Raw genomic sequence first — 16378 nt, 5'->3', positions numbered from 1 at the left:
TGGCGTCTGTCGACAAAGCCTGCGCAGCGCGAATTCGTTCCATACTCGGCAGCGATGCCGCGAGGTGTCGATACCACGGCGCGGAGCGCTTGCGCCGCTCGTTTTGTCGGCTCATGCGAAGTCCGCTCAATCGCCGCGCGGGCTTGATACTCGGGCCGATCGGATCGATCGGCCCGAGTACCATTCCCCGACAACGCGTCCCCCCGCCGACTCCACCGCATCCGGCGTGTCGACGTCGAGGCTCGCCGCAGGCCCGATATCGACCTCGACCAATGCGTCGGGATGGGCGGCGATGATCCGCGCCGCGCCGACGTCGCCGGTCAGCGCCTCGATCGCCGGCATGAAACCCGTCGACAGGATGACGGGATTGCGGCGCTCGCCACGATCGCAGGCGGCGACGACCGCGCCCTTGCCCCTGCCGGTAAAGGCGGCGATCAGCCGGTCGAGATCCCGAGGGGCGAGCAGCGGCTGGTCGGCGAGCATGACGAGCACGCCATCGGCCTCCTTCGATGCGATGAAACCCGCCTTGAGCGAGGCGGAGAGCCCATCGGCGAAATTCGGGCTCCCGACGATCTCCACGTCGAGGCCGTCCAGCGCGGCAACGATGTCGGCCCGCATATGCCCGACGACGACGCGAACACAGTCGGCGTTCCTCGATGCCAGCGCCGTCTCGACCGTGCGGCGGATCAGCGGCTTTCCGTCGAATTCGGCGAGCAGCTTGTTTGCACCGCCCATGCGCCGGGACAGGCCAGCCGCCAGCACGACGATGTCGACGGAGGGGTCGTCGTCCTCGGACACCTCGCGGCCGCCTTCGCGCGGCTGCGGCCGTGAGGCGATTTCCATCAAGAGCCCGCCGACGCCCATCCGGCGGATGTCCTCGCCCGACACCGCGACGTCGGCCAGGAGCCGGTTCAGAACCCAGTCGAAGCCGTTCTCCTTGGGGCTGCGGGCGCAGCCGGGCGCGCCGAGCACCGGCCGGCCACCGATGTGGCCGAGCAGCAGCAGGTTGCCCGGATCGACCGGCATGCCGAGATGATCCACCGTGCCGCCCGCCAGCCGAACCGCGGCGGGGATGACGTCGGCCGCGTCGATGACGGCGGAGGCACCGAAGACGAGAACGAGATCGGCATCCTCGGTCTGCCGAAGGGCAGCCGAAAGCGCCGTGTCCTCGTGCGGACAGCGAAGCTCGGTGACAAGATGCGACTGCGACGGCACAAGCCGCGCCTCGGTCACCCGCCGGGTCTTGTCGAGCATCTTGCGCCGTGTCCCGGTCAGCTCGGTCTGGATCAGCGCGACCTTGCGCGGCCGGAACGGCGCGAGGCGGAAGGCGGGCCCTTCGGCGAGGATTTCCAGAACTCGTTCGACCGAGGCGCCCGAGACGGCCAGAGGAATGATCTTCACCGTGGCGACCATACGGCCGTCGGTCACAGGCTCGAACTCGCTCAACGTCGCCAGCGTGATCGCGGGATCGACGGCGTTGATGCGGTCGATCGCCAACCGGTCCGGGACGAAGAGGCCGGAGGCGCCCGCATGGACGTTGACGCGGCCGGTCGCCGCATCGGCGACGACGAGATGCGAGCCGCCGAGCGCAGCGCCGATGCGGGCCGCCGCCTCGTCCTCGGTCAGATCGCCGGGATCGAGGCGGGCGACGACGAGCGTCTGGAAGCCGGCCGCCGCCAGAGCGGCGACATCGCCGCCCGAAAGCCGCGTACCCTTGGCGATCTTGCCGCTTTCGACGCTCTTCGAATGGGCGAGCAGCGTTCCCTCCGCCTCGCTCGTCGAAACCTCGCCGAATCTCATGCAGGCTCCGTCTCGCCGCGGCGATCGGCGAACATCTTGCGCTTGCGGAAGGCCTCGATGACCGAGGCGAGGATGGCAACGGCAATCTCGCCGGGCGTCGCCGCGCCGATGTCGGCGCCGATCGGCGCCTCGATGCGGTCGATCGACGATTGCGGGATGCCCGCCTCCTTCAGCCGCTCGACGCGCTTGGCATGGGTCTTCCGGCTGCCGAGCGCGCCGATGTAGAAGCAGCCGGTCTGCAGCGCCGAAAACAGCGGGAAGTCGTCGATCTTCGGGTCGTGGGTGATGACGCAGACGGCGGTATAGGGATCGAAGGGCCGCTCCTTCAGAACGTCCTCCGGCCATTCGGCATGAAGGGTCGCGCCCGGAAAGCGCTCCTCGCTCGCGAAAGCCGTTCGCGGATCGATGATCTCGAAGTCGAAACCGGCGATCTTCGCCATCGGCGCCAGCGCCTGGCTGATGTGGACGGCGCCGATCGAGACGATGCGGGCCGGCGGCAGATGGGCGTTGAGGAAAACCTCGCCCGCTTCGGTCTGGGCGATACCGGACTTGCCGGAGCGGATCGCTTTTTCGACCTCGGCGGCGAGCGGGTCGGCACCGACCTCGGCCTCGCGCACCAGTCGCTGCCGGCCGGTGGCAAGCTCGGTGACGACGACGGCGGCGCGGCGCGCGGCACGCTCCTCGTTCAGCCCGGCGAGAAGAGCGCGATCCATCAGTTCACCTTCTCGACATAGACGCGGATGCGCCCGCCGCAGGAGAGCCCGACCCGCCAGGCGGTCTCGTCGGCAACGCCGAATTCCAGCATCCGCGGCTCGCCCGCCGCGATGACGTCGATCGCCTCCGAGACGACGGCGCCCTCGACGCAGCCGCCCGAGACCGAGCCCTCGAAATTGCCCTCGTCGTCGATGACGAGATGGCTGCCGGTCGGCCGCGGCGCCGAGCCCCAGGTTTCGACCACGGTGGCCAGCGCCAGCCTGCGGCCCTCGGCCGCCCAGCGCTCAGTGGTCTTCAGGACGTCGAGTTCGGTCACGATTTCGGACATTTCAAACCTCGCAGATCGGGTCGCGGCGTATCTTCCGGAAAAGGCGGCGCCCACGTTGCCCTTCAGCGCCAACTCCCATCACAGGCATATGTCGATCCTCAGCCTGCACCCGGCAAGGGTCAGGCAGCCGCACCGATCCGTTCGTCTCGCAGCCACAGTCGCGGATCGGTCTCGGTCGCCGGCCGCGCGCTCGAAAGCGCCTCGCAGAGCGCTCGCATGGCATCCAGAGAGTGGACGGAGCGGAACTCGTCGACATGGGGCAGCATCGCTCTCACACCGCGCGCCTTGGCCGAGAATCCGTCGAAGCGCAGCAAAGGGTTGAGCCAGACCAGCCGCCGGCACGACTTGTGCAGCCGCTCCATCTGCTTCTCCAGATCCTCGACGCTGTCGCGCTCCAGCCCGTCGGTGATGAGGATGACGATCGCCCCCTGCCCGAGCACCCGGCGCGACCAGACGCGGTTGAACGCGCCGATCGCCTCGCCGATGCGCGTACCACCGGACCAGTCCTTCACCGCGCCGGCGCATTCCTCCAGCGCCTCGTCGGGATCCTTGCGGCGCATCTGCCGCGTGACGTTGGTCAGCCGCGTGCCGAAGAGAAAGGTATGCACCCGCCGGCGCTCGTCGGTCAGCGCGTGGAGGAAATGCAGGAAGATCCGCGTGTACTGGCTCATCGATCCCGAAATGTCGGCGATCACCACCACCGGCGGGTGACGCGTCCTCTGCGACGAGAACTTCGGCAGGACGAGGTCGCCGCCGGTCTTCATCGAGGCGCGCATGGTGGCGCGGGCGTCGATCCGGCGGCCGCGCGGATCGAGCTTGAAGCGGCGGGTCTTCACCTCGTCGCTTGGAAGTCTCAGCGCGGCGATGGCGCGCCGAGCCTCGGCAAGCTCGGCGACGGACATCTGGGCGAAGTCCTTTTTGCGAAACACCTCGTCGCCCGAGACCGTCAGGCTGGCGTCGATCTCGACGATCGGCTTGTCCTGACGGGTCACACGGTTCTCGGCGCCTTCGAACAGACCCTCGGCGGCGCGGTCCTCGCCGGCGCGCTTCTTCTCGGGTTCCTTCTCGCGCGGCGGCGCCGTCGGCGAGAACATCGCGATCATCTTCTCGATCAGTTCGCGCGAGCGCCAGAACAGCCGAAAGGCTTCCGCGAAGACCGCCTCGTCCTCGCGGCGCGAGACGAGCGTCGCATGCAGCGTCCAATAGAAGTCGTCGCGCGAGGCGATGCCGGCGACCTTCACCGCAGCGATGGCGTCGAGCGTCGCGGCCGGCCCGAGCTTCAGGCCGGCCCGGCGCAACGCCCGGGCGAAATAGGCGATGTTGTCGGCGAGCCTGCCCTGCGGATCGGCCTTTGCCGGAGCATCGACGTCCTCGACCATGGGTTCAGCCGGCCGTTCGAAGCTCACGCCGCACCTCGTCGAGGATCTTCTTGCTCTCGCCGGTCTGCAGCCGTTCGATATCGTCCTGATATTTGAGCAGCACGCCGAGCGTGTCCGAAATATGCGCGGGGTCGAGGGCGACGGCGTTGAGTTCGGTCAGGGCATTCGCCCAGTCGATGGTCTCGGCGACGCCCGGCGCCTTGAAGAGGTCGATCGATCGCAGCTTCTGGACGAAGCTAACGAGTTCGGCCGAAAGCTCGGCGTTCGCCCGCGGTGCCTTGCGCCGGACGATGGCGAGCTCCCGCTCCGCCTTGGGATAGTCGACCCAGTGATAGAGACAGCGGCGCTTCAGCGCGTCGTGGATCTCGCGGGTGCGGTTGGTGGTGATGATGACGATCGGCGGCTCCTCGGCCTTGATCGTCCCGAGCTCGGGGATCGTCACCTGGTTGTCCGAAAGGATTTCGAGGAGGAACGCCTCGAAGGCCTCGTCGGTGCGGTCGAGTTCGTCGATGAGCAGCACCGGCGCACGGCCGGGCACGGCCTCCAGCGCCTGGAGGATCGGCCGGCGGATGAGGAAGCGTTCGGAGAAGATTTCCGAGCGCATGGCGTCGCGGGCCGTGTCGCCGCTCGCCTCGGCAAGGCGGATCTCGATCATCTGCGCGGCATAGTTCCACTCGTAGAGCGCCGAGGAGACGTCGAGCCCCTCGTAGCACTGCAGCCGGATCAGCGGCCGGTCGAGGGCCTGGGCCAGGACCTTGGCGATCTCGGTCTTGCCGACGCCGGCCTCGCCCTCGAGGAACAGCGGCCGGCCCATCTTGAGGGCGAGAAACAGGACGGTCGCCAGCGGCCGGTCCGCCAGATAGTCGGCGTTGTCGAGCAGCGCGGCCGTCTCGTCGATCGAGGCAGGAAGTGTCGTCACGTTCGTCCTTTCACGCTGGCAGTCGCACCGGCTCGCCTGTTACTGTCCCGCGTCGAGGGACCGGAAGCTGCGGCCGAGATAGATCAACCCGGCGCCCGCCTCTCCGATCCGGAGATCGGCCACCTCGCCGATCAGCACCTTGTGGGTGGCGATGACGCGGGCATCGATCAGCCGGCAGTCGAAGCTGACGAGGGCCGAGGAGAGCAGCGGCGCGCCCGTGGCGCCCGTCGACCATTCGCCGCGGGCGAAGCGCTCGGCCTGGGTGAGCTTGTCCTCTCCGGCGAAGGCCCTGGCTAGCGCCTCGTCGCCGGCCGACAGGACGTTGACGGCAAAGGCGCCGTTCTCCTCGAACCAGGCATTCTCGGCGCTCGACAGATTGAGACAGACGAGCAGAGTCGCCGGATCGTCTGAGACCGAACAGGCGGACGTCACCGTCACGCCCCGCCGGCCGGAGGCGCCGTCGGTCGTCACCACGTTCACCGCAGCGGCAAAACGCGTCATCGCCTGGCGAAACGCTCCGGGATCTGTCCGCACGGGCTGCAACGATCGTCGATCCTCGGTCATCGGATGGGCAGGATTGAAGTTCATGGGGCGTTACATAGGGTGGATGCTGTTGGAGCGCATCCTCGGCTCTTCGCGGGTGGACAGGTCATCAGGTAGGCGCGCCGCCGGATGGATTCGCATCCGTCGATTCTGGCACGGGCGCGGCACGATTTCCAACTTCGAACGAAACCGCTATGAGACCGCCATGCGCGCACTCGCCATCCTCGCCCCGCTCGTCCTCGCAGCCATGCCGGCCATGGCGCAGGATGCCGCGCCGGCGCGGGAACCGCTGATCGGCATCGCCGCGCCCTTGTCCGACTCGCAGGAAATCCTTGGCCGGCAGATCACCGACGGGGTCACTGCCGCGCTCGGCCGCCGGAATGGCACGGCGACGACCACCGTTGCCGACACCGGCTGCTCGGCCGAAGGTGGTGCGGCGGCGGCGCGGACATTCGTCGCCGAAAGGGCTACGATCGTCGTCGGCTTTCTCTGCGTCGAAGCGATCGAGGCCGCCCTGCCGATCCTGAAGGAAGCGGACATCCCGACGCTCGATGTCGGCGTCAGGGCCAACCGTCTCACCGACGACAAGGAGCGCACCGGCTTTCTGGTCTACCGGCTGGCGCCGCGCTCCGATGCGGAAGCTTCCGCCGTCGCGCGCTATATCGCTGCCGGCTGGGCCGACCAGCCGTTCGGCCTCGTCGACGACGGCTCGATCGCCGCGCGCGGCCTGACGGATAAGGTTCGCCGGCTTTTGGCCGACCAGGGCCTGCAGCCCCAGACCATCGACAACTACAGGCCGGCCGAGGAAAAGCAGTTCGGCCTCGCAAGACGGCTCGAGCGCACCGGCGTCACCCGCTTCTTCATCGCCGGCGACAGGCCGGACATCGCGGTGATCGCCCGCGACGCCGAGGAACTCGGCCTCGACCTTTCGATTCTTGGCTCGGAAAGGCTGTTCGACGAGGCCAGCACAGACACGCCCTTGCCGGCCGGCATCATCGCCCTCGGCCCGAAGACGAGCTTTCCGGAGCTCGAACCGAAGGACGACGCGGGCACCAGCGAAGACGTCGAACCCGGATATCTGCCGCCGCAAGGCTATTTCGGCACGGCGTATGCGGCGGCCGAGATCGCCATTGAGGCTGTCGCGGAAAGCCGGCAGGCGCAGAGACCCCTCGGCGATGTCCTGTCCACCAGGAGCTTCGAGACGAGCCTCGGACCGGTGACGTTCGACGACAAGGGCGACGGCGACCTCGATCTCTTCCGCGTCTACGAATGGCGCGGCGAGGAGTTCGTCGACGAGACCGGCGGCTGAGCCGTTGGCCGCGTTGCGCCTCGGACCGCGCAATCTCGTCACCGACGTCGGCGGCGTCAGGGTCGGCCATGCCGGCGACGTTCGGCTGAAGAGCGGCACGACCGTCCTCCTTCTCGACGAAGCCTCGACTGCCTCCGTCCTGGTCCTCGGCGGCGCGCCCGGCACCAGAGAGACGGATCTTCTCGCCCCCGACAAGCTCGTCTCCGGGGTCGACGCGCTGGTCCTGTCCGGCGGATCGGCCTTCGGCCTCGATGCCGCGTCCGGCGTTCAATCCTTCCTGCGCCAAATCGGCCGCGGCTTCGCGGTCGCCGGGTTCAACGTGCCGATCGTCCCGGCGGCGATCCTCTTCGACCTCGCCAATGGCGGCGACAAGGACTGGGGGCTCCACTCCCCCTATCGCGACTTCGGCTTTGCGGCAGCCGAGGCCGCCACGGAAGACTTCGCCCTCGGCACCGCCGGCGCCGGGATCGGCTGCACCACCGCGACGCTAAAGGGCGGCCTCGGCTCGGCCTCCCTGCGGATGGAGAATGGCGTCACCGTCGGCGCGCTGGTCGCCGTCAACGCCGTCGGCTCCGCCACCATCGGCGACACCCGCCACTTCTGGGCGGCGCCCTTCGAGATCGACGGCGAATTCGGCGGGCTCGGACTGCCGTCGCCCTTCCCGGCCGATGCGAGCCGGCCGAAGACGAAATTCGACCCCAGGCCCGGCACCAACACCACCATCGGCATCGTCGCCACCGACGCGATCCTCGACAAGGCGGCGGCCAGGCGCCTCGCCGTCGCCGGCCATGACGGATTTTCCCGGGCGATCTGGCCGTCGCACACCAATTTCGACGGCGACCTCGTCTTTGCCGTCGCCACCGGCCGCTCGGGCGTCGGGGTCGATCCGGCCAGTCCGGCCTCGATCGATCTCGCCGCCGCCGCGGCTGCCGTCATGGCGCGAGCGATCGCCCGGGGTGTTCATGCCGCGCGGCCCTCCCCGGGGGACCTTCTGTCCGTATGGAGTGATCTCCGAGGCTGACCGGTCTTCGGCGGATCCGGCGGCTCGGCATGGCTTGCGCTAAACGCTCATCCCGGCGAAGCATTGTCTTTCGGCCGACTTATCGCCAAAGCAGGTGATCGTGCCCGTCTGAAACGTCGCTGCCATGTCGATCACCACCATCGTCGCGCTCGTCGCGCTCGTCATCGCTCTCGGATCTCTCGCCCGACCGGTCGCCCGCTGGCTGCGATTGCCGATGTCGATCGTGCTCGCCGGCGGCGGCCTCGCACTCGGCAGCCTCTGCCTCTACTCGCTCGCCAATCCCGGCTCGCTGTTTCCGGCGGAATTCTCCGAGCAGGTGCTCAATCTCCCGGTCGGCTCGCATCTCTTCCTCTACGTCTTCCTGCCGACGCTGATCTTTCAGGGCTCGCTCGGCGTCGACATGCACCGGATCCGGGAGGATTTCGTTCCGATCCTCATCCTCGCCCTCGGTGCCGTCGTCGTCGCTACCTTCGGCGCCGCTCTGGCTCTTTGGCCGCTCGCAGGCATGCCGCTGCTCGCATGCCTGCTCGTCGCCTCGCTGATCGCCACCACCGACCCCGTCGCCGTCATCGCGATCTTCCGCGAGGTCGGGGCGCCGGAGCGCCTGACACGGCTCGTCGAGGGCGAAAGCCTGTTCAACGACGCCGCTGCGATCTCACTGTTCCTGATCTTCACCATGGCGCTGACCGACCCCGGCTCATTGTCGGCCTTCGGCATCGCCGCCAGCCTCGTCCTCCTGCCGCTCGGCGGCGCCGTCCTCGGCTGGCTGGTCGCCCAGGCCTTCCTGGCGCTGTCCCGCTCGCTGGCCGATGACCGCATCGCCTTCGTCTCGCTCAGCCTCGCCGTGCCCTATCTCGCCTACTGGCTCGCCGAGGAAGTGTTCGAGGTCTCCGGCATCATCGCCGTCGTCTCGGCGGGCGTGACGCTGGCGACCTTCGCGCCGGGACGCATCGCCGGCGGCACCTGGCGCCATCTCAACGACACATGGGAGCAGCTCGCCTCCTGCTCGGCGATCCTGATCTTCGTGATGACTTCGCTCCTCGTGCCGCGCCTTGTTGCGGACGCGACGCCCTACGACCTGTTGCTGCTCATCGTCGTCTTCGTCGCGACGCTGGTGGCGCGGGCCGTGGTGATCATCGGCTGCTTCCCGCTGCTCGCCCGCTTCGGGCTCTATGACGGCGTCTCGCGATCCTATGCGGTGGTGATGATCTGGGGCGGCCTGCGCGGCTCGATGACGCTCGCTCTTGCCCTGGCCGTCACCGAGAACCCGGCCATCCCGCGACCGGTCGCCGCCTTCGTCGCGACGATCGCGACGGGCTACACGCTGATGACCCTGTTCGTTCAGGGCACGACCCTGCGTCCGCTGATCCAGCGGCTGCGGCTCGACGTCCTCTCCCGCGTCGACCGGGCGATCCGCGATCTCGCTCTCTCGGCGACGTCCGAAAAGGTCCAGATGCTCGCCCATTCCATGGCGCGGCGGTTCCGCACGGCGGCCCAGAAGGAAGGCATCGACGACGGCCTCGAATTCGTCGTCGACCCCGTCACCTCGACTTCGAACCTCGTCGAGGAAGAGAAGCTGCGGCTGGCGCTGATCACCCTGTCGAACCGGCAGCGGGAGATGGTGCTCGCCCATTTCACCGAGGGGAAGATCTCACCGGCGATCGCCCGCGAACTCGCGGCGGAGGCACGGCGGCGGCTGGACCTGATCCGCGCCGAAGGCAGAGCCGGCTATGCGCAAGCCAACAGGGCAGAGGTCGGTTTCGACCGGCTCGATCGGCTGAGCCTTCTTCTGCAGCGCCGGCTCGGCTCCAGCCGCCTCCTGTCGAAGCGCCTCGCCGACCGGTTCGAGCGGCTGGCGGAGATTTCGCTGGTGATCGACCGGCTGATCCCCTTCGCCGAGGCGGAACTGCGGCCGGTGCTGGGCTCGGATCCCACCGACGAGGCGATCGCCGCCCTGAAGGAGCGCCAGAGTATCGTCGAGCGGGAGATCGCGGCGATCCGGCTGCAATATCCGGCCTATGTCGCCAAGCTGGAGCGGAGCATCATCGCCCGCTCGATCCATGCCTTCAAGGCGAGCGAGATCGAGCGGCTGCGCAGTTCGGGCGTCATCAACGCCGAGGTGGAGAGCCACGTCCTGAAAGGTCTCGATCGCCGTCGCAAGACCGAGGCGCGGCGCCCGGAGCTCGACCTCGGCCTCGACACGATGAGCCTGATTGCCCGCTGCGACCTATTTGCCGATCTCGACGATCGCACCAAGAGCGAACTGGCGCGTCACCTCAGGCCGCATTTCGCGCCGCCGGGCATGCCCCTCATCAGGACCGGCCAGATCGGCGATGCCGCCTATTTCATCGCCTCGGGGGCGGTGGAAGTGGAACGGGGCACGGTGAAGGTGCGGCTCGGCAGCGGCGAGATCTTCGGCGAGCTGGCGCTGATCTTCGACATTCGCAGGCAGGCGGACGTGCGGGCCATCGCCTATTCCTCGCTGCTACGCCTCTCCGCCCAAGACTTTGCGCAATTCCTTGCCCGCCATCCGGATCTGCGCGCCAAAATCGAGGCCGTCGCGCGGGCGCGAATGGACGAGAACCAGATGACCCGCCCCGACGACGCCGCCGCCGTCGAAGCAACGGCATAGGGGACGGCCCAAGGCACGTTTGCCGGCCACCTTGCGCCGTGGAATGAGGCCGGCCGCTCAGGTCGCGCCGACCCTCCAAGGAAAGCGGCATGGACTCCGACGCGTGCGTCCGGTGGAGGCATCGAACGCCGAACAAAGCCCTTTCAGCCAATCTCCGCCCGCGCCTCGGCCGTGCCGCGGTTCGGGCTTGGATGCTTGTGCGCCTCGCGCGCCGCGATGGTGGCGTAAAGCTGCCCGAGTGCCGGTTCCTCGAAGGACGCGGTGACGGGCTCGGCGCCATGCAGAAGCCCCTCCACCGCCGCGTCGAAACGCTCGCGCGTCGCGGGCTGCAGCGGCTCCGACGAGACGACCGTATAGACCGGCGAAACGCCGCTGCGGCCTTTGACCGAGATCCGCGCGACGAGGAGCGGGGCCAGCCTGCCCTCGATCTTCTCCGCCGTCGCGGCACCGAGAAGCAGCGGCACACGGCACTCTTTCGATGCACTTTCGAGGCGGGACGCGTAGTTCACCGCATCGCCCAGCACCGAATAGTCGAAGCGCGTCGCCGAGCCCATGTTGCCGACGACGCAGGTGCCGGTGTTGATGCCGACGCCGACCGTCAGCTTCGGTGCGGCCTCGCCGAGTTCGGCGCGAAGCTCGTCGTTCAGGATCTCGACGGCCGCCAGCATCGCAAGGCCCGCCTCCACCGCATGGACGGCGTGGTCCGCATCGTCGAGCGGGGCGTTCCAGAAGGCCATGATGCAGTCGCCGATGAACTTGTCGATCGTCCCGCCCCGGTCGAGCACCGCCTGGGAGAGCGGGGTCAGCAGGCGGTTGATCAGATGAGTCAGCCGCTCCGGCTCGTCCTTCATCGATTCCGCAAGGGTGGTGAAGTTGCGGATGTCGCTGAAGAGAATGGTCAGTTCGCGCCGCTCCCCGCCGAGCTTCAGGGCGGACGGGTCGCGCGCCAGCCGCTCGACCAGCGCCGGGGCGAGATAGTGGCCGAAGGCTCTGGTCACCTCGCGCCGCATCGCCCGCTCCTCCGTGATGTCGCGGGCGGCGAGCGGCGCCAGCACGAACGCGACCGCCAGCGACGGGGCGATCGGCGGCAGAAAGACCCGAAGGACGAAGAACGACGCGGCGCTGACGACAAGAACCAGCGCAACGAGGCCGAGCCCGGCAAGAAGCGTCCACAGGCCCGCCGGGCGAAGCGCCGTCGCGCCAGCCAACAACGCCGCGGCGGCGACTGCGAGCCCCAGCGACGGCAGGCCGGCCCATGCAGAAAACAGGCCGTGGCGCAGGTTGTCGGCGATCGTCGCCTGGACCTCGACGCCTGGCACCAGCATGCCGGTCGACGCGGTAAAGGCGGTGGCGAAGCTGTCCGCGCCGCCGGTCTCGGCCGGGATTGCCATCTGCAGGCTGCGGCCGACGACGGCGATCTTGCCGTTCAAGATGCCCGGCGGCAGGAAGGCCTCGGGATCGAGCGCCTGGTAATATGAGATGGTCGGGTATGTCCGCGCCGGCCCCATCGGCGCGATCAGCCTGCCGCCTGCGGCGGCGCCGGTTCTGTCTCCCGCCTCGGTTTCCCCTGCGGCCTTCAGAAGCTCGGCGGCGAAGGTGTCCGGCGCCGCCGGCATTCGTCTGAGGACGTTGTCGGCGTCGAGCGAGACCGAGGCGAGCCCGACACGCGCGCCCGCAGCGACGAATTCCGGCAGCGGCTCGGTGCGGATCAGCTGGCTCATATGCGGCGTCTCGATCAGGCTTTCGTCGGCGGCGAGCACCACGTCCGGCCCGAGCGCCGCGGCAAGAGCCTGATCGGCAACCGGGCTCGAAGGTTCGGCAAAGACGAGATCGAGGCCGACGGCCTTCACCCCGGCCTTGCGAAGCGCCGCGATCAGCTCGGCATGGAGATTGCGCGGCCAAGGCCATTGCAACCCGATCTCGGCAAAGGACGGCTCGTCGATCGCCACGACGACAATGCCGCCGTTGCCGTCCGCCATGTCCTGCATCGAGGGTGGCGACAAGGTCGCCAGAAAATCGAAGACGCGGGCCTCCGCCAGCCGAAAAGGTTGCCACGTCGAGAGGCTGAGACAGACGATGACGACCGCGACGACGCACAGCGCCGTCTCGGCCAGGCGACGCCGCTGTGCTCCATCCATTTAGAACCGCGCCTGCATCGCGAAGCGCACGGTGCGCTGCGCCGTCGGGACCAGGGGCGCCACCTCGACGGTCTCGTCGAAGAGGTTGTAGACGCCGGCATTGATGGCGAGATGCCGATCCTCGCTTTCCCAGCTCCCGAAGACGTCGGTGACGAAAGCATCGTCCAGCTCGGACCCCGCCAGATGGGATTGACGGCTGCCGAGATAGGTCTCCCGGGCCGTCACCTTCACCCGGCTCGGATCGACATAGGTCAGCGCGAACTGCCCGCTCCAGTCGGGAACGTATGGCAGGTCGCCCGTCTCGTCGGCGACCGTGCCCTTCGACCACGAGTGGGCGAGCGTCGCCGACGCACCGAAGCCGCCGCCGAGCCAGAGATTGGCGGTGACGGCGAGACGGTCCAGCCTTGCGTCATCGACGCTGACGCCGTCGATATAGCCGGGAATCGAGTAGCTGAGCGCGTCGAAGTCCTGATGCTGATAATCCAGCGAGGTGAAGAATCGGCGGGACCATTCGCTGTCGAGCCGGACGATGGTGGTGTCGACATGGTCGACGTCGCCGGCGACAGCGTTTGATCGCAGGCCGAGAACGCCGATCGGAGCCAGTGTGTAGGCGTCCTCCTCGGGCCGCTCCCGCATGAAAGCGCCCCGCAGCCACTGGCCGTCGACCGGCATGAAGGCAGCGCCGAAGCGCGGCTGGATCAGGTCGTCGGCCTCGCCATCCGTCTCGCGGGTCGAGCCGAACAACCCCGCTTCGAAGCGCAGCTCCTCGGTCGCCTCGAAGGTTGCGTCGATCCAGGCGCGGCCGAAGGTGGAGCGGCTCACCGTATCGTTCTGCGCGACCAGGGCCGGTCCGGTGGGATAGACGGCATAGAGTTCGCTGTCGGCCTTTGAACGCAGGCTCCCATACTCGCCGCCATACTCGATGGTCAGCGGCTCCAGTCCGACGATGTGCGAGGCGCTCGCCTTGAGACGATCCTGTCTCGCCTTGGCGGCGTAGGCGCCAAAGACGTCACTGATGAGGAGCTCCAGCGGCACGCTGGCCTGAATGCCATCGTTCTGCGTTCCGAACACCGCGACGTTGAGGACGTTCTCGTAGCCGAACGTGTGGGACAGGCCGAGGATGCCGGTGAAGCTGTCGTCCCGGGTGTTGTCGAACCGCGTAAGAGGGACGGCCTCCAGACTGAGGCCGCCCGTCGAGCGGCTCGCCGAGACGAAGCCGGCCACCCGGTCGTATGGGGTGACCTGCAGGCCGAAGCCGCCGATCACCTGATAATTTTCCTCTTCTTGGCTGGCATAGTCGGGCGAAACCGTCTCGCCGCTCGCCTGGATGATCATCGAATAGGGCAGCGGATCGTAGCCGAGCGACTGGAACGAGGCGCCGAAACTGCCCCCGAACTCGCCGCCCGCATTGAGAAAACCGCCGGTCAGCGACACTTCGCTGAACGGCGTCGTCACGAAGGACGGACGCAGGCTTGAGCCGGCAAGACTCAGCGCATCACCCAGAATGCCCTTCGTCAGGAGCGAGAAACCGCGCCCATCGACCGTCGGATCGGGCCCGACGATCTCGTCGTCGCGGCTGAGATAGAAGGGCGACGAGCTTCCATGCAGAGCCCGGTCGAAATAGCCGGCGGATTCGAACGGATCGAAGACCACGTCGCTCCAATAGGCGCCCCAGGCATCGAGGGATAGGAGGCCATAGGCCGACGAAAGCACCGAGCCGGAATCACGCGTCGCGTGGATCGACCGATAGTCGCCGCCCTTGGCCCGGATGCGCTCCACCGCCTCGCGCGCATGTTCGATGGCGGCGTCCGCCTGATACTGATCGATCGCCAACGCGGAGAGATACTGCGCCGCGAGCGAACTGTTCGGATCGAGCCGGTCGGCGTCGTCGAAGGCCTGCTTGGCGTGTTCGATGTCGCCGGTTGCCGCATAGGCTTCGCCGAGCGCCAGGAGACCTTCGGCATAGGCCGGATTGGCCGTGGAAGCCTTGAGCAGGCTGTCGACGGCTTCCGCTTCCTTGCCCTCCAGCATCTGCTGCTGGCCGCGCGTCAGATGAGCCAGTGAAAAGGAAGGATCGGCGGCGAAAATCGCGTCGGTCATCTGCCGGGCTTCGGCGACGCGACCCTGGGCGACATAGAGCATGGCGAGATTGGCCCGATTGACCGGGTCCTCCGGATCGATCGCGACGGCGCGCAGAAGCGCAGCCTCCGCTTCCTTCATGGCGCCGCGGCCGGCCAGCGCAAGGGCGTAGTCGTTGAGCAGGTCCGTGTTGCCGGGAGCGACCGCCAGGGCCTTTTCGAGGTCGGCGATCGCACCCTTGACGTCGGAGATGCCATTCGCCCGATAGTAGGCTCGGGCCGATAGTGCCTCGGGATCGTCGGGATCGAGCTGATAGGCACGATCGGCCGCGCGCCGCGCCGTTTCATAGTCGCTGGAAAGCACTGCGACCTTGGAAAGCACCGCCTGATATTGCGCGTCGTTGCGAAACCGCGGCTCGGCATCCTTCAGGATCTTCAGCGCGGCACGCGGCGTGTCGAGCATCGCGGCGACGATCGCCTCACCAACGACGGAGATCCGGTCGTTCGGATCCGCTGGTGGCGGTGTCGGCGCATGCTGCGGATCGGCCAGGGAACGGGCGAAATAGAGGAAATAGGTCGCGGTGGTCTTCTGCTCGCCTGAAAGATGCGGGAGCGCGCCTTCGTAAAGGCCGACCGCGCGGCGGTAGTCCTGCCGCCCCGCCGCAATGTTCGCTTCGAGCAGGGCCAGCCGGGCCGACTGTTCCGGCGTCAGAGAAAGCGCCCTCGCCTCGCCGATCGCAGCCTCTGCCGCCGGTCGGCCGTCACGGTCGGCGGCGATCTCGGCCGCCAGCACCCGGTCCTCGGCGCTGCGAGCGGCCACTGGTATCTGCGACAGCCGAGCGCGCTCGCCGAGGAGTGCCCGATTGGGCATCGACGTCGTCGGAAAGGATTCGAACGCCGCCCGGATCGAGATATTGACGAGCATCTGCTCGTGCACGTCGTCGGCGACAATGACGATCTTCGCCGGCGCCTGACCGAGCGTCGCGGCGGCGCCTTCCCCCTGGCGGACCGTCACCGAACCCTGGGGGTTGGAGAATTCGACTTCGCCGTCGAGGACCGTCAGCGTCGTGCGGGAACCGTCGGCCTGCATCGACCAGTCCGTCCCGCGGATCGCCGCCGTCGCGGCCGCCGTCTCGACGAAGACGCCGGAGCCGCCGCGGGCCGCGCGACCGAAGATCTGGCCACTCTGAAGCACCAGCCGAGTGTCGCCGCCGGGGATCCGCTGCTTCACGACGAGGGTGGAGTTGCGGCCGACGCGCACCTGGGTCTGATCGGAGAAGAGGATGGCGAGCTGGCCCGTCTCGTTGGTTCTCAGGACGTCGCCGGTCTTCACCTCCTGCAACACCTCGACGCCACGCCAGCTAGGCGCCTCGACGAGTTCGATTTCCTCACCGAGCCTGGTCGCGATCACGGCGCCTGCCGCCGGTGCGGAGCGCGGCACGGGCTCGGCCGCAACGGACGCCGCGGCGAGGATGCAAGGGATCAGAATCGTTAGACGGCAAATCGTCGGGCGCATT

At 68.0% G+C, this 16378-nt stretch carries 11 protein-coding genes; 3 read left to right on the top strand and 8 right to left on the bottom strand.

The window, feature by feature from the left end:
- Positions 1-126: 126 nt before the first annotated feature.
- The 6 genes from GTK09_RS02310 to GTK09_RS02285 form a co-directional block, all read right to left on the bottom strand.
- On the bottom strand, positions 127-1800 hold the full coding sequence (locus GTK09_RS02310; RefSeq protein ID WP_163460840.1) for an NTP transferase domain-containing protein: 1674 nt from the start codon (positions 1798-1800) through the stop codon (positions 127-129).
- Entirely contained in the window at positions 1797-2513 is a 717-nt protein-coding gene (locus GTK09_RS02305; RefSeq protein WP_163460839.1) for an XdhC family protein, read from the bottom strand. The genes GTK09_RS02310 and GTK09_RS02305 overlap by 4 nt, the downstream gene beginning before the upstream one ends.
- Positions 2513-2842 carry an XdhC family protein gene (locus GTK09_RS02300; protein ID WP_163460838.1) on the bottom strand — a complete coding sequence of 110 codons (330 nt, stop codon included), beginning with the start codon at positions 2840-2842 and terminating at the stop codon, positions 2513-2515. The genes GTK09_RS02305 and GTK09_RS02300 overlap by 1 nt, the downstream gene beginning before the upstream one ends.
- A gap of 119 nt (positions 2843-2961) precedes the next feature.
- Positions 2962-4221 carry a vWA domain-containing protein gene (locus GTK09_RS02295; protein WP_163460982.1) on the bottom strand — a complete coding sequence of 420 codons (1260 nt, stop codon included), beginning with the start codon at positions 4219-4221 and terminating at the stop codon, positions 2962-2964.
- Between the two features lie 4 nt (positions 4222-4225).
- Positions 4226-5140: an AAA family ATPase gene (locus GTK09_RS02290; RefSeq protein WP_163460837.1), complete on the bottom strand. Its 915-nt coding sequence runs from the start codon at positions 5138-5140 to the stop codon at positions 4226-4228.
- 39 nt (positions 5141-5179) lie between these two features.
- Positions 5180-5728, bottom strand: coding sequence for a flavin reductase (locus GTK09_RS02285; protein ID WP_312869556.1), 549 nt, complete (start codon positions 5726-5728; stop codon positions 5180-5182).
- A 160-nt stretch (positions 5729-5888) separates the two neighbouring features.
- Here GTK09_RS02285 and GTK09_RS02280 point away from each other — a divergent pair, with 160 nt between their 5' ends.
- The 3 genes from GTK09_RS02280 (at position 5889) to GTK09_RS02270 (ending at position 10645) form a co-directional block, all read left to right on the top strand.
- Complete coding sequence (locus GTK09_RS02280) at positions 5889-6992, top strand: ABC transporter substrate-binding protein (protein ID WP_163460836.1); 1104 nt, start codon at positions 5889-5891, stop codon at positions 6990-6992.
- Positions 6993-7005: 13 nt separating this feature from the next.
- Positions 7006-8013: a P1 family peptidase gene (locus GTK09_RS02275; protein ID WP_163460980.1), complete on the top strand. Its 1008-nt coding sequence runs from the start codon at positions 7006-7008 to the stop codon at positions 8011-8013.
- Between the two features lie 124 nt (positions 8014-8137).
- Positions 8138-10645, top strand: a complete 2508-nt coding sequence (locus tag GTK09_RS02270; RefSeq protein ID WP_163460835.1) for a cation:proton antiporter — start codon at positions 8138-8140, stop codon at positions 10643-10645.
- A gap of 143 nt (positions 10646-10788) precedes the next feature.
- Here the strand turns inward: GTK09_RS02270 and GTK09_RS02265 are convergent, their stop codons facing one another.
- Positions 10789-12783: a CHASE2 domain-containing protein gene (locus GTK09_RS02265; RefSeq protein WP_163460834.1), complete on the bottom strand. Its 1995-nt coding sequence runs from the start codon at positions 12781-12783 to the stop codon at positions 10789-10791.
- Positions 12784-16272, bottom strand: coding sequence for a TonB-dependent receptor domain-containing protein (locus GTK09_RS02260; RefSeq protein ID WP_163460833.1), 3489 nt, complete (start codon positions 16270-16272; stop codon positions 12784-12786).
- Positions 16273-16378: the final 106 nt, after the last annotated feature.

It is taken from the genome of Jiella pacifica (genome assembly GCF_010500815.1).
GTDB lineage: Bacteria > Pseudomonadota > Alphaproteobacteria > Rhizobiales > Rhizobiaceae > Jiella > Jiella pacifica.
Note: the sequence above shows the minus strand (reverse complement) of the source record. Positions and strands in the feature narration are given on the sequence as shown.

What these genes read in the sequence shown, in the direction of transcription:
- GTK09_RS02310 (WP_163460840.1), bottom strand. Translation starts at nt 1,800, where the DNA reads ATGAGATTCGGCGAGGTTTCGACGAGCGAGGCGGAGGGAACGCTGCTC.
- GTK09_RS02305 (WP_163460839.1), bottom strand. Translation starts at nt 2,513, where the DNA reads ATGGATCGCGCTCTTCTCGCCGGGCTGAACGAGGAGCGTGCCGCGCGC.
- GTK09_RS02300 (WP_163460838.1), bottom strand. Translation starts at nt 2,842, where the DNA reads ATGTCCGAAATCGTGACCGAACTCGACGTCCTGAAGACCACTGAGCGC.
- GTK09_RS02295 (WP_163460982.1), bottom strand. Translation starts at nt 4,221, where the DNA reads ATGGTCGAGGACGTCGATGCTCCGGCAAAGGCCGATCCGCAGGGCAGG.
- GTK09_RS02285 (WP_312869556.1), bottom strand. Translation starts at nt 5,728, where the DNA reads ATGAACTTCAATCCTGCCCATCCGATGACCGAGGATCGACGATCGTTG.
- GTK09_RS02280 (WP_163460836.1), top strand. Translation starts at nt 5,889, where the DNA reads ATGCGCGCACTCGCCATCCTCGCCCCGCTCGTCCTCGCAGCCATGCCG.
- GTK09_RS02270 (WP_163460835.1), top strand. Translation starts at nt 8,138, where the DNA reads ATGTCGATCACCACCATCGTCGCGCTCGTCGCGCTCGTCATCGCTCTC.
- GTK09_RS02265 (WP_163460834.1), bottom strand. Translation starts at nt 12,783, where the DNA reads ATGGATGGAGCACAGCGGCGTCGCCTGGCCGAGACGGCGCTGTGCGTC.